Below are 13,797 nucleotides of genomic sequence, written 5' to 3'. Positions count from 1 at the left end.
ATTGCTGCTGTTAAAGTAGTTTTACCATGGTCAACGTGACCGATAGTACCAATGTTAACGTGTGGTTTATTACGTTCGAACTTTGCTTTTGCCATTGTTAAAATAGCCTCCTTCATTACAAAAAAACTAATTACCTTTATTATATATGATTAGATAGAGAAATACAAATATGGATTTATACTTCTCTAAAAGATACTCTCTCTATCTTATAAAATATACTTTCACATTCTATACGATGACATATTAAGACACTAACATATATCGGATGATAACATTGATGATAGCCAATCCTATATATAATACGAATACCGTTAACTTCTTACTGTCTAATATACGGCTCATAAGGTGTACATTCACATAAATAGCCCAAATAAATACCCCTAGGACGATAGCCACCGCTAACCAAAGAGCACTCGTACTATAAGATGGAACCATCAAACTAGCAAGAATTAATATCCCTACTATATATATGTCAGAAAAAAGTTTACCATATATAAACCCCTTTGCCACATCTGTCCAAGATGCTGTACCCTTTGTTAATCTATATAGTCCGTAAAAAATAGCACTATTTAATGCAATTGATACAGTTTGACCTACAAATATAACAAAAGTTGCTATCACTACGATTACAGACCCCCATGCCATAATTTCTCGATAATAGTGTGGCATAAAAAATCCAACTAATGGCGCAATCAAAAATCCTAGAAGTAAGCAACATAAAAACTCTAACACCAGAAATGTGAGTAAGCCTTTTTTAGTAGTTCCATACTGTGCAATTTGATCAGATCCTTTTCCTAAAGGATGGAGTAATAATTCTTTAAGATCACTAAACCCTGTTGTCATACAATACCTCTCTTAATTCAACACATAACCTATAAAAGACAAAAGACATGAAGCCTCTATGCCTTCATTATACAAATTCTATGTATGAATTTCAATGTACATCTAACCAAGAGCAAAAATAATTCTCAATCTACTCGTAATATAAAAAACAGAATATAACACCTTTTATCTCTGTATTATTGTTGATATATTCTATTTATTTTAATTCACCAGTTTATCTTTACATAATATTCTGATAAAATAAAGATATAATTATGATAACAAGGAGGTGTTTATTATGATTCATATTCGTCCAGTCTCTGACTTGCGAAATAAATTTCCTGAAATTGAAGAAACTGTGATCAATTCAAACTCACCTGTATTTCTCACAAAAAATGGATATGGTACCATGGTGCTAATGAGCATCGAGCAATATTCCACACTGACTATGGATGTAGAGGAAAAGCTTGATGAAGCAGATACATTAGCTAAAAGTTCAACTACACGACTTTCTAAAGCTGAAGTATTTACTGCGGCAAGGAGCTATATCGATGAACAAACCAACTTATAAACTAACATTTCTCCCTATCTTTGAAAAAGATTTAATAGGCGTTATATCGTATATCACCAATACCCTACAAAATCCAAGTGCTGCCCATCAGCTGCTAGATGATATAGAAGCTGCAATCGATAAGAGACTACAAGCACCTCTTTCCTTCGCTCCTTTTCGTTCATCAAAAACAAGAGAGCATCCGTACTACAGAATCAATGTGCGAAATTTCTCTATTTTTTATGTAGTCATTGGAAATAACATGGAAGTCCGCCGACTTATTTATGCAAAACGTAATATAAACGAAATACTATTTACAGACATATAAAGAATGCCATAAAAAATTCTATAATAAATAGTGGGGATACTCACATAAGAGTATCCCCACTATCTGAAAAAACCTATATTTGGGCATAAAAAATCCTCACCTAAAGTGAGGTTATTGGTGGCGGCACACGGATTTGAACCGCGGACACACCGGGTATGAACCGATTGCTCTAGCCAACTGAGCTATGCCGCCAAGTATATGGAGCTAGTGACCGGGATTGAACCGGTGACCTTATCCTTACCAAGGATACGCTCTGCCGACTGAGCTACACCAGCACATTCAATCACTAACGAATTAACATGGTTGCGGGGACAGGACTTGAACCTGCGACCTTCGGGTTATGAGCCCGACGAGCTACCAACTGCTCCACCCCGCGATGAAAATGGTGGAGGGAGAAGGATTCGAACCTTCGAAGTCGAAGACGGCAGATTTACAGTCTGCTCCCTTTGGCCGCTCGGGAATCCCTCCAAAAAAATGGAGCTGGCGATAGGAATTGAACCCACAACCTGCTGATTACAAGTCAGCTGCTCTACCGATTGAGCTACGCCAGCACATTCACATGCATTAGTATACATGTCTTTATGTAGTTTGTCAAGAACTTTTTCTGCTTTGTAGTACTGTTCCTGACTACTTGTATATAATAACATACCCCTATTTATAATGCAAGCATTTTATAAAAATTTTTTTAACTTTTTTTGGAAAAGCTTTCACACCCCTAAGCGACGCAGTTACGCGTAGAAATATCCTGGCGTTCTTTATTACTTAACATATACCAAATGCAAAAAGACCGCAACATGCTCCTCCTCCCAAGCGATGCAGTTTTGCGTAGCAGCCTTGTGGCATTCCCTTACTACCTAAATCACACAAACACAAGAAGAGCACGACATGTTCCGGAGCAAACCTACCGAAGGATCAGTTCGGGTCGGAATATGTCGTGCTCTTCCCCTCCCCCAAGTGACGCAGTTACGCGTAGAAATATCCTGACGTTCTTTATTGCTTAACATATACCAAATACAAGAAGACCGCAACATGCTCCTGAACAAACCTACCGTAGGATCAGTTTGAGAAGGAGTATGTTGCGGTCTTCCCTTTGCCCAACATCAAGCAAAGAACGCCACTTATTTCATAGCCGAAACAAGTTCGCTTTTCTTTTGAGTCGACAATAATATTTCCCGTATAAATTTATCATCCACAGTAAACAACAAGTATGTATTCGCCAATAGAGGATGACGATACCCATACACTGTTCCCTTACTAGGATCATGATGATTAGCAGGTTCTTCAAAATCTGGCACTCCATAGAGATAGAGCAGTAAGTATTTAGAATCTCCAAGTGAAATGCCTCGTTTTGTCGTACCAAGCGATGAGTTGATCATGACCAAAGTGATTTCATGATCCTTGTTATATGCGACGACTACATCCTTATACCCTAAAAATTCTTGGCCGTAAAGTTTTCCCTTTTCTTCCCAAGATCGATTCGGATCATTAGTAAATGGTGTACCTAAGCGATATCCCATCAAAGAAAAATCTGCTTCCTTCATTTCATTCGGTATAAACGTTTCTAATGTAGTGGCTGGTATCGCAAAGCGAGGCCAATCTTCGCCTTTAATCATTCCCAAATGTGCCACTTTTCCTTTTGCAAGGGAAAGCCACACATAGCCCACAGAACTGTTAGAACCTGCTAAAGAGTCACTACTATAAGAATTCTTCACCAACCGTGAAAACTCCTCTTTTTGCATAGAACTTTTTGCAGATTCTGTTATAGTTTTTTCGACAGGAAACATTCCTTGATATAGCCACACCATAGAACCATCTTTAGTATTGCGCCACATAGCCTTCGGTGCACCCCAAGCAAAGAGTACTTCCCCACGGGTAGCTCCTACATGCACATCCTTATGCAAGAAAATAGTGTCTTTATCTGTCCACAATAATTCGGGTGCATAGGCCATAGCATCTTTAGCTTTTATATCCTCTTTTGCATCCTTTTTCTTATCTGACTTCGATTCGTCGTTTGCAGCTGCATCAGTGTCTGACTTCGATCTGTCATTCTTCTCCATCGTTATATCAGAAGCATCTGTACCTTCATCTTCAACAGATTTCACATCTCCATCTTCTATAACAGATGCTTTCTTGTCTGTTCTTTCAGCAGTCTCTTTACTAGCTACTTTAGTATCTGTGGTTTTCCCTAGAATGCCTTCTAATTTCTGCTTTAGGGTATCCACTTCAGGGAAGGCCCAAGGCTCTTGCTTCTTCGCTTCTACACGAGCATTCGCCTCTTGTTGCAGTGCTTGTACAAACTCGTCTGTGATAACAATAGGGAGCACTCGTTTCGCTGTAAACGTAGTTCCTACATTTTCTAAATTATCTTCCTCTGACTCTACAAAGGATGCTTTCTTTTCTTTCATAAATGCACGGATTGCTGCTTCTTCTTCCACATGAAGTGGCGTCAAATCAAAAGTCACAGACCCTGCTGTGACCTTCGTAGGAAGTCCATGTTTCGTAATGACATCCTTTGCGACTGCCGTGTCTACTTTTGTAGGCGGAGTTACATCTTGCGCCTGTACCCCTGCCATCCCCAATGCGGCGATCAGGCTCAAGGTATATGTCAGTTTATGCTTCATCTCTTACTCGCTCCTCTAACTTTGCTTTCAGCCATTGTATCCATTCTGAAAGCCCCGATTCTTGTGTGCAACTCACTTGGAAGATAGGCACTCCTGGTTGCAAAGAGTTAATATCTCGGATAGCCTCATCCATTTTGAATGGCACATATGGCAATAAGTCTACCTTATTCAATAAGACCGCTGCAGATTCTTTGAATATCAACGGATATTTCAGTGGTTTATCTTCACCTTCTGTAATGGAAAGGACTGTCACCTTCATATCTTCACCGATAAAAAATTCTGCTGGGCATACTAAATTGCCTACATTTTCAATGATGATTAAATCCAATGCATCCAAATCTAACTCAGCGATAGCTTCAAGAATCATATTGGCATCTAAATGGCAGCCACCAACCGTGTTAATTTGAATGACTGGTACTCCCGTAGCATGGATACGGTCCGCATCTTTATCGGTAAACAGGTCACCTTCAATCACAGCAATGCGATACTCCTTGGATAACTCTTGCAAGGTAGCTTCCAGCAAAGACGTTTTGCCTGCCCCTGGAGACCCCAGTAAGTTCATGACCATAATTTGTTTATCTCGAAATTGTTGTTGTAGTGTTTCTGCAATGGCATCATTTTTTGCCAATACATTTGTCATTACTTGTACTTCCATAGAACTCCTCTAATCCATATCAATAGACGCCACTCGTAGTTCCCTACCTTGTAATTCTTCCACAGCAAAGCTATGGCAATGTGGGCACACATGGCGGTAATCTTGTATTGAAAACTCTTGGTCACAATCCATACAGCGACCTTTCATAGGTATGGTCTCTACCTCTAATGTGGCTCCTTCTGCTGGTGTTCCCTGCGTGACTGCATCAAAGCAAAAATGTAACGCATCCGGCTCCACCCCAGACAGGACGCCAATCTGTACTTGAATAGCGTGGATCACACTACCTTGGTTTGCTTTCAGCGTGTCCAAGGCCACATCCACAATTCCCTCAGCGATGGCCATTTCGTGCATGATACGCCTCGTATAATCCTTCTAACATCATAGTCGTAGTCACAGATCCTACACCACCTGGTACCGGCGTGATGGCCGATGCCACTGTTTTGGCAGAGTCGAACTCTACATCACCTACGGTCTGTCCTTCTAGGTCATTGATTCCTACATCGATGACAACACAGCCTGGTTTCAACATGGATCCATGGACCATATGGGCTTTTCCTACCGCCGCAATGATCACATCTGCTTGGGCTAGTTCAGCTTCTAAATTTTGCGTTTTAGAATGACAAATCGTCACTGTTGCATTTCGATCTAGGGCTAATAAAGCCACTGGTTTTCCCACCACTTGGCTACGTCCTAACACGACTACTTTTTTACCCGCTAGATCAATGCCATAATGGTCGATGATCGCCATACATGCTTTTGGTGTGCATGGTACATACCCACCTTTTCCAGAGCTCACTAGTCCAATATTATACGTAGTAAGCCCATCAATATCCTTCGCCGGATCTAAGGCACTAATCACCGCTTCAGTATCGATATGCTTTGGCATTGGCATCAATGGCAATACTCCATAAATCGCAGTATCCTCATTAAACTCTCGAATCACCGCTTCTACTTCTTCTTGCGTAGCCGTTTCCGGCAATTGTACTAATTTAGTACCAAAGTTTGCGCCTTTTGCCACTTTTTCCATAAATGTAGCATACATATGAGCCGCGCTGTCATCACCGACAAGTAAAATACCCAATGTAATGGTAACCCCTTGCGCTAGCAAAGGTTGCATGTTCTCTTGTAGCACTGCTTTATGCGCCTGTGCTACAGGTTTTCCTAATAATTCGATCATCTATATCCTCTACCTCCTCTTATCGACTAAAATGAACCGTCACAGATCCGCCTGCTTCCATCGTACTTCCTGCTGCCTCATCTTGTGATGTGGCATAACCTGTACCATCTGGCTTCAATGTAAGTCTCGCTTCATGAACCCAATCGCGAACTTCTCCATAAGTATGTCCTGCAAAATTAGGAATGATCACGGATCCGTCTCCATTGCGCTGTACAGACAGTACCTTAGATGCACTTTGCTTAGCATCATCCTTCGAAGGCTTGCTTCGTGTCGGTGAAAGTTTATAGTACCGCACCAATTGTGTCATGACATCTTGGAATACTGGCGCTGCAATTTGACTACCATAATAGGTCCCTTCTGGATCATCAATAACGACTAGGGCTACAAACTTCGCATCTTCTACAGGACCATAGCCAATGAAAGATGCAATATAGCGACCATTTAAATACCCTCCATGTTCAGGGTCAAGTTTTTGCGCCGTTCCCGTTTTACCAGCAAATTGGTAGCCTTCTACATGCGCCTTGTGACCGCCACCTTCGGACACCTCTTTTTCTAAAATATCTGTAATCTGTTTGGCAATACTTTCAGGAATTGGCTGTCCTTGTTCTACATCTTGTGCTTCCTTGTAAATAGAGCCATCTGGGTTCGCAATAGATTTAATAATATGCGGTTTCATCATCTTACCACCATTTGCTAAGGCACCAAAGGCTTGTACCATTTGCAGTGGTGTAACCGCAATGCCTTGTCCGATAGACATGGTCGCCACATCCAGTTTTGTCATCGTAGCTGGATCGAAAAGGATACCATCCCCTTCAGCTGGTAACTCAATACCTGTTGCCTTACCAAATCCAAATCGCTTCACATAATCCGTCAACACATCGCCTCCGGCTGTGGTACCCAAGTACGCCATACCGGTATTAATAGAATATTTCAAAATATCTAACAAACGAACTTTACCACTGCCTCGACCATCCCAGTTTTTCATATGGTGTCCATCAATTAAAATCGTTCCTGTATCATTGTATACCGTATCTAACTGCCACTTGCCAGCCGCCAGTGCTGAGGAAGCAATAATAGGTTTAAACGTAGACCCCGGTTCATAAATACTAACCACTGCATTATTGCGATAGTCTTCAAACTTCAACTTATTAATGTCCTTAGACATTCCCTTGTTCTTATTTGCCATAGCAATAATTTCCCCTGTTTTAGGGTCCATAATAATCATGGCCGCACTACTAGCTTTTGTCTCTGCCATAGCCTTGTCTAAGGCTTGCTCTGCAATGAACTGCACCGTTGTATCAATGGTTAGGTTCACCGACTTTTCTTGATTAGGCAAGAATTGAGATTGTACCGATTCAAATACAGGACGACCTGCTGCATCATTGTAGATACTTACTTTTGTTTCATTACTGCGAATCACATCATCTAAGGCCGCTTCTAAGCCGGCTTTCCCTTCTGCATCCGCCTGTCCTTCTTCATTAAATCCCACAAAACCAAGTACTTGCGCTAATAATGTATCATTCGGATAGTATCGACGACTCTCCTTATGTAATCCAATAAAGTCATACTTAGCTGTTTTCACAGCCGCTTCTACCCCATTGGAGTTAGGTACATCCAATAATCGATCAATCCACACAAAGGCCGTATCTTCATTGAGCTTCTTGATTATCTCTTCTTTCGAGATCCGCACATAGGGAGCTAACACATCAGCTACCTCTTCTGGGGACACATTCGCCGCTCGCATCATCGTTGGGTCTGCACTGACAGAGTTAACAGTGACACTCAAGGCTAGTGGGTTCCCATTGCGGTCATAAATAGTACCACGGGGAGATTGTAATACCCGGTCCGTGATAAACTGATTCGAAAATCGTTTTGAATATGTGCTGTTATGAATAATTTGTACATCTATATATCGGCATAATAAACCGATAGCTAATATTAATGTCCAAGTCAATCCCTTTCTAGACGTCAGGGTCAACCGTTTTCGTGCTGCTGGCACATTCATTCTTTATGCTCCTTTTTCATCAATCGATGATACTTGGCAATACCTGCTTCTTGTAACGCTTCTGGCGTATTGTCAAGATCTCCTCTTTGTACACGCTCCAATAAGGTGGTCATCACTTCCTTTGTATAGGGTGCTACCGTCTTAGGAAGGGTACGATGGTATTGTAAATCTTTCGTATGGACAGGCATAGATTTAGCTATCCGTACCATGCGCTCTCCATAGACTTGTGAGGGACCTATATCTTTAGTTCCACTACCGGCTACATCTGCGACCCCCAGGGCTGCTAAATATTCCATGGCCAGCACCAAGTCGGCCGTTTCTCGGAATTGACTTTCACCAGTTTCCTTATGAATCCATTTTCGTAGATCTGCACTAGCATTCGCCACATAAAAATGAAAGCGCATATGCCGTTCCACTAGCCACACCACCAAGTTCACAAAATCTTTGCCATACCCGAACCGTTCAAGAATTTGGCGCGCCATAATGGCCCCCACTCGATCGTGGTTATAATCCGTGATGCGCCCCTTGTGAAAGCCTCGAACACCGTCCATACCTTTCCCCACATCATGGAGCAAGGCAGCCCACCGTAACACTAAGTTCGGTGGTACTTGCTGGACCACAGCTAACGTATGATTCCAACCATCATGCACATGATATTCTGGTGCCTGTGGCAAATCTACTAGGTGCGTAAGCTCTGGCAATATAGGAATGCGTCGTGATGTCCCACCTGTGGTCTGTTGGCAACATTGCTCATGCAAATGGCTTCTTACCAATGCATCTAGGGCTAATGCCACATGGTCACTAAGCAGCATTTTTTCTATCTCTGTACGTACTCGTTCCAAAGACAATCCCTGCACCCGATACAAATTCGGTGCCACCCCAGCCCACGTGTCTGAATCTATCGTAAACCCTAATTGCCCTACAAAGCGACAGAGTCGAAACATGCGAAGAGCATCCTCTTGGAATCGTTTCTTACTGTCTCCAATCGTCCGCAATATGCCCTTCTGAATATCTTGTAACCCTTGTACTTCATCTCGAATGTCACCATCCACCATCATAGCAAGTCCATTGATGGTAAAGTCTCGTCGCTGTACATCCGCTAAAAAAGTAGATGGAAAGTCAACAGATACGGGCCGATGGCTATCTTCACCATACTGTTCATTGCGATAGGAAGCCACCTCATACTCATAGTCTTTCCAGCGTACCACTACAACACCAAAGGAAAGCCCCACCACATTCGTAGTGGTAAATCCAGACTCTCGCAAACTATGAATGGTATGCTCTGGCAAGGCAGAGGTCACAATATCATAATCATGAGGAATACGGCCCATCTGAATATCTCGTACAGCGCCACCTACTATATAAGCTTCGTGCCCTGCTTGCTGCAATGTACGCAGCACCAATATAGCCCCTTGATAGACTTCAGTCTCCCTATACGCCTTACACTCCATATATACCACCTTATTTTCGATTTGCTAATCGATTCGTAATCTCCATCCCTGTTTTTGTTCTCGCAAGGCCACCTTCACTAGTTTCTCGCAATGCTTCTGGTAAAGCTCGCCCAATGGAATCCATAGCACTGATGACTTCGTCTGCTGGAATACGACTGCGCAGGCCTGCCATAGCCATTTCTGCAGATGACAAAGCATGAACTGCATAAATACCATTTCGCTTCACGCAAGGTACTTCTACTAGCCCCGCTACAGGATCACAGACCAATCCCAATACATTTTTCATACATAACGTCATAGCTGTAATGATTTCTTCGGTAGTGCCACCCATCATAGCCACAGCACAAGCCGCTGCCATCGCTGCTGCTGTACCGACTTCGGCTTGGCAACCGCCTACAGCACCTGCTACACAAGCTTGATTCGTCACTACATTGCCAACCCCAGCGGCCGCTAAAAAGCCGTTAATGTAAGCTTCATCATCACAGTTGTATACTTCACCCACTGCTTGCATTACCCCTGGTAAAATACCGCAGGCCCCCGCCGTAGGGCACGCTACGATGCGGAACATCTTTGCATTGGCTTCGTTCACAGAAATAGCATACCGCAAAGCACGGTACGTAAGATCGCTCAAGAAGATAGGCTTCCGTTCGTGCAATTGCTTTGCTTGACCACCAGACATGCCGCTCTTACTTTTTCGTTCATCTTGTAAACCATCTCGAACAGATTCTTTAAAAATTTGAACGCGATAGAGAATTTCTTTCACCACTTCATCTCGTGTAGAGCCAGTGCCTTCCATTTCTGCGCGCAACACCACTTCGGAAAAGGATATCCCTTCACGATCTGCGAGGCGCGCAATATCTTCAATTGTATCGTATAAATAACTCATAATCTCCTCTATTCCAATGGCTCGAAATACATAACAGAGGAAATGCCCGGCACTTCCTTGATTTGTTGTAATGCCCTCTCATCTACATCGGAATCCGTAGAAATTAGCATCACTGCTTCTGACCCTTTACGTTTGCGGAATACGCGCATACTAGAAATATTGACGCTTTCAAGTCCTAAAATATGTGTCACCCCAGCAATCACACCAGGTTGATCCGTATGGAACGCAATGATTTGATGCTCTTCTCCAGTAATGTCTACATCGATACCATCAATGTTGGTGACCGCCACTCGACCACCGCCAAGAGAAGAACCGGTGACGGACATATGCTTGCCATCCTTGCCGTACATGTTGAACCGTACCGTATTGGGATGGCCTGCATCCACTTCCGATTCGATAAAAGTATATTGAAAGTTCTCTTGCGCCGCAATCTCCAACGACTCACGAATACGAGCATCATCTGCATCCATACCTAGTAGTCCAGCCACTAAGGCACGGTTCGTGCCATGTCCTTGATACGTTTTCGCAAAAGAACCATATAATGTCATAGTCACACTGTCAGGGCGCTCACGAAAAATAGACAAAGCCATCTTTCCCAGACGCGCCGCCCCTGCTGTATGTGAACTAGAAGGACCGATCATAACCGGTCCAATGATATCAAAAATACTACTCAACGTAGGTACCTCCTATTATCTATGTAGTAATATCTTATGTATTATCTGTATCTTATATCATACCATACATTAGCCCTTCTCGTAAAAAGAGTAGTAACAGAAAATGAGCCTAACAACACTTCGATGACTCTTATAATTTTATTACAGCATAATCTATTCGTACAATTTATATAAACTAATTACCATTCCAAACAGCAAACTAAGCAAAGCGCAAGTTTGCAACTGACAACGTCGCAAGCACTATCCCCCAAAGGAACGCAGTTAGGCGTAGCAACCCTGTGCCATTCCTTACTGACCAAATTGCAAAAACACAAGAAGAGCACGACATGTCCAGAGCAAACCTACCGTAGGATCAGTTTGCGTAGGAATATGTCGTGCTCTTCCAATCCCCTGAGGAACGCCATTACGAGTAGCAGCCTTGTGGCGTTCCTTCCTACCTAAATCACACAAACGCAAAAGACCGCAACATGCTCCTGAACAAACCTACCGTAGGATCAGTTTGAGAAGGAGTATGTTGCGGTCTTTCTTTTATCTTATTTAGTTAACACCGCCACAAGGCTACATAGCGAAACAAGAAACGCCCCATGCAATGCAAGGAGCGTTCTTATATTGATAGATTGAAAGGTCGTAGGATATTGAGGGAAAGAGAGGTTTATCCCAAGATCGCTTTCAAATCTTCTTCTGGTGTTGTAATCGGATGTAAGTTGAATTTTTCAACTAAGATGCCAAGTACTGTGTTGGACAAGAATTTTGGCAAGGATGGTCCGATGTAGATGTTGCGGATACCTAAGGACAATAATGTTAATAAGATACATACCGCTTTTTGTTCATACCAAGACAATACTAATGTCAATGGTAATTCGTTCACGTCACATTCAAAAGCGCCTGCTAATGCTACCGCTACTTGGATCGCAGAGTACGCATCGTTACATTGACCCATATCTAGGATACGAGGCAAGCCACCGATTTCACCGATGTTAAGGTCGTTGAAACGATATTTACCACATGCAAGAGTCAATACCATTGTATCTTCTGGAGTTTGTTTTACGAAGTCAGTGTAGTAGTTACGGCCTACTTTAGCACCGTCGCAACCGCCTACCAAGAAGAAATGTTTAATCGCGCCAGCTTTCACCGCATCAATTACTTTGTCAGCAACGCCAAGTACTGTACCATGACCGAAACCAGTTGTTACTTCTGTACCGCCGTTGATACCAGTGAATTGTTGTGGCTCTTTGTAACCGCCTAATTCAATAGCGCGTTCGATGACTGCAGAGAAATCTTTTGTGCCATCTTCGTTGTGTTCCACATGACCGCAGCCATCGAAACCAACCATGTCAGTTGTGAAGATGTTTTTGATATATGTTTGTTTTGGTGGCATAATGCAGTTTGTTGTGAACAAGAATGCACCTGGAACGCCATCAAATTCTTTTTGTTGGTTTTGCCATGCAGTACCGAAGTTACCTTTCAATTGAGGATGTTTTTTCAACTCAGGATACGCATGACATGGAAGCATTTCACCATGTGTATAGATGTTAACGCCTTTGCCATCAGTTTGTTCCAATAACATTTTAAGGTCGTGTAAGTCATGGCCTGTTACGACGATGAAAGGACCTGGTTCTACTGTCAAAGGTACAGTTGTAGGAACTGGAGTACCGTATGTCGTTGTGTTTGCTTTGTCTAACAACGCCATGCAAGCAAGGTTGATGCCACCGAATTCCATCAATAGGCCTAACCATTCTTCTGCGCTGTGGTCTTTTGCCATTTCAACAAGGCCTTTTACAAACCAAGCATCAACTTCTGGATCATTGTAGCCCAATACTGCTGCATGCCATGCGTACGCAGCCATACCACGCATACCTAATAACAATGTGGAACGTAAGGAAACGATATCTTCATGACCTTTCCACAATTCTTCCCAATCAAAGTTAGGGATGTTCGCATCTAATTTGTTATGCGCATTGTTGATTACATCAATGAACTCTTGTACACGATCTTCAGAGAAGTTTACGTTTGTTACGCACATGAATAAACCACGTTTTAACAATTGTACGTTTTCTAACGTTACTTCTGTAGCTTGCATTGCACGAGCTAACCCGATCAACGCTGCTGTTAATTCGTCTTGTAAATTTGCAACCGGTGCTGTTTTACCACATACACCTTGTACTGTACAACCATTTGGTTGCGCTGTTTGTTCACATTGGAAACAGAACATACTCATGATAAACCTCCTTGGGAACTTTGCCCTTAACATGTATACTACAACATACTTTTTGTATTGCTTTAGATATCTCACTAGACAATCACTTTCATAGTGAAAGCCCTCTCAAGGGCAATCTAGCAGTGTCTTGTTATCTATACATGTAGTATAGTATACTGAAAGCAGAAAAAACGTATCCTTGGCTACACTTTAAAAACATTCTGAGAAATGAAGAGAAAAGTATATGAGATTTGAAGTTGAAAAAATACGATACAGAAAAGAAGGACTCGCTGCTGGTAGAGCTGAAGCTATAGCTGAAATAGTTCTTGGCATGTTAGAGAATAACTGGTCTTTAGAATTGATTTCGAAGTATACGAAACTAACTGTAGAGCAGATTATAGAAATTGGTCGAACCCATAGATTGATATAGT

The 13,797-nt window shown here is 42.3% G+C and carries 15 protein-coding genes and 5 tRNA genes; 3 read left to right on the top strand and 17 right to left on the bottom strand.

The features are described 5' to 3' along the window. Nucleotides 1–95: GTP-binding protein (locus EO122_RS05710; protein WP_018590913.1), on the bottom strand; the 95-nt coding region annotated here is incomplete at its 3' end. A 148-nt stretch (nt 96–243) separates the two neighbouring features. After that, on the bottom strand, nt 244–843 hold the full coding sequence (locus tag EO122_RS05705) for a hypothetical protein (protein WP_127009757.1): 600 nt from the start codon (nt 841–843) through the stop codon (nt 244–246). Between the two features lie 277 nt (nt 844–1,120). Between EO122_RS05705 and EO122_RS05700 the strand changes: the two genes are divergently transcribed. Further along, nucleotides 1,121–1,393 carry a type II toxin-antitoxin system Phd/YefM family antitoxin gene (locus EO122_RS05700; RefSeq protein ID WP_127009756.1) on the top strand — a complete coding sequence of 91 codons (273 nt, stop codon included), beginning with the start codon at nt 1,121–1,123 and terminating at the stop codon, nt 1,391–1,393. Further along, the gene (locus EO122_RS05695) at nt 1,374–1,700 is read left to right on the top strand and encodes a type II toxin-antitoxin system RelE/ParE family toxin (RefSeq protein ID WP_127009755.1); all 327 of its coding nucleotides are present in this window, start codon (nt 1,374–1,376) and stop codon (nt 1,698–1,700) included. Before EO122_RS05700 ends, EO122_RS05695 begins: the two co-directional genes overlap by 20 nt. Before the next feature lie 115 nt (nt 1,701–1,815). Here the strand turns inward: EO122_RS05695 and EO122_RS05690 are convergent. From EO122_RS05690 to hcp, 15 genes are all read right to left on the bottom strand, one after another. Then, nucleotides 1,816–1,892, bottom strand: a tRNA-Met gene (locus EO122_RS05690). A 7-nt stretch (nt 1,893–1,899) separates the two neighbouring features. After that, nucleotides 1,900–1,975: transfer RNA gene (locus tag EO122_RS05685), tRNA-Thr, on the bottom strand. A gap of 25 nt (nt 1,976–2,000) precedes the next feature. Next, nucleotides 2,001–2,076 (bottom strand) — tRNA-Met (locus EO122_RS05680). Between the two features lie 7 nt (nt 2,077–2,083). Beyond that, nucleotides 2,084–2,168 (bottom strand) — tRNA-Tyr (locus EO122_RS05675). A gap of 7 nt (nt 2,169–2,175) precedes the next feature. Further along, nucleotides 2,176–2,251: transfer RNA gene (locus EO122_RS05670), tRNA-Thr, on the bottom strand. Nucleotides 2,252–2,818: 567 nt separating this feature from the next. Further along, nucleotides 2,819–4,321, bottom strand: a complete 1,503-nt coding sequence (locus EO122_RS05665) for a hypothetical protein (RefSeq protein ID WP_127009754.1) — start codon at nt 4,319–4,321, stop codon at nt 2,819–2,821. Then, the gene (hypB, locus tag EO122_RS05660) at nt 4,311–4,976 is read right to left on the bottom strand and encodes a hydrogenase nickel incorporation protein HypB (RefSeq protein WP_127009753.1); all 666 of its coding nucleotides are present in this window, start codon (nt 4,974–4,976) and stop codon (nt 4,311–4,313) included. The genes EO122_RS05665 and hypB overlap by 11 nt, the downstream gene beginning before the upstream one ends. 9 nt (nt 4,977–4,985) lie before the next feature. Further along, the gene (gene hypA, locus EO122_RS05655; RefSeq protein WP_009353487.1) at nt 4,986–5,327 is read right to left on the bottom strand and encodes a hydrogenase maturation nickel metallochaperone HypA; all 342 of its coding nucleotides are present in this window, start codon (nt 5,325–5,327) and stop codon (nt 4,986–4,988) included. Beyond that, nucleotides 5,305–6,153 carry a bifunctional 5,10-methylenetetrahydrofolate dehydrogenase/5,10-methenyltetrahydrofolate cyclohydrolase gene (locus EO122_RS05650; protein ID WP_127009752.1) on the bottom strand — a complete coding sequence of 283 codons (849 nt, stop codon included), beginning with the start codon at nt 6,151–6,153 and terminating at the stop codon, nt 5,305–5,307. The genes hypA and EO122_RS05650 overlap by 23 nt, the downstream gene beginning before the upstream one ends. A 19-nt stretch (nt 6,154–6,172) precedes the next feature. Continuing rightward, nucleotides 6,173–8,158, bottom strand: a complete 1,986-nt coding sequence (locus tag EO122_RS05645; protein WP_127009751.1) for a penicillin-binding transpeptidase domain-containing protein — start codon at nt 8,156–8,158, stop codon at nt 6,173–6,175. Continuing rightward, nucleotides 8,155–9,609, bottom strand: coding sequence for a CCA tRNA nucleotidyltransferase (locus tag EO122_RS05640; RefSeq protein WP_127009750.1), 1,455 nt, complete (start codon nt 9,607–9,609; stop codon nt 8,155–8,157). Before EO122_RS05640 ends, EO122_RS05645 begins: the two co-directional genes overlap by 4 nt. Nucleotides 9,610–9,619: 10 nt before the next feature. Next, nucleotides 9,620–10,495 carry an L-serine ammonia-lyase, iron-sulfur-dependent, subunit alpha gene (gene sdaAA / locus EO122_RS05635; RefSeq protein WP_127009749.1) on the bottom strand — a complete coding sequence of 292 codons (876 nt, stop codon included), beginning with the start codon at nt 10,493–10,495 and terminating at the stop codon, nt 9,620–9,622. 8 nt (nt 10,496–10,503) lie between these two features. Further along, nucleotides 10,504–11,169, bottom strand: coding sequence for an L-serine ammonia-lyase, iron-sulfur-dependent subunit beta (gene sdaAB / locus EO122_RS05630; RefSeq protein WP_126937911.1), 666 nt, complete (start codon nt 11,167–11,169; stop codon nt 10,504–10,506). 288 nt (nt 11,170–11,457) lie between these two features. Then, nucleotides 11,458–11,625, bottom strand: a complete 168-nt coding sequence (locus EO122_RS08235) for a hypothetical protein (RefSeq protein WP_164725969.1) — start codon at nt 11,623–11,625, stop codon at nt 11,458–11,460. Between the two features lie 196 nt (nt 11,626–11,821). Further along, nucleotides 11,822–13,387: a hydroxylamine reductase gene (gene hcp, locus EO122_RS05625; RefSeq protein ID WP_126937912.1), complete on the bottom strand. Its 1,566-nt coding sequence runs from the start codon at nt 13,385–13,387 to the stop codon at nt 11,822–11,824. 223 nt (nt 13,388–13,610) lie between these two features. Here hcp and EO122_RS05620 point away from each other — a divergent pair, with 223 nt between their 5' ends. Further along, on the top strand, nt 13,611–13,796 hold the full coding sequence (locus EO122_RS05620) for a hypothetical protein (RefSeq protein WP_127009748.1): 186 nt from the start codon (nt 13,611–13,613) through the stop codon (nt 13,794–13,796). Nucleotide 13,797: the final 1 nt, after the last annotated feature.

The sequence above is a fragment of the Veillonella sp. CHU110 genome, from assembly GCF_003992255.1.
Lineage (GTDB): Bacteria > Bacillota > Negativicutes > Veillonellales > Veillonellaceae > F0422.
Note: the sequence above shows the minus strand (reverse complement) of the source record. Positions and strands in the feature narration are given on the sequence as shown.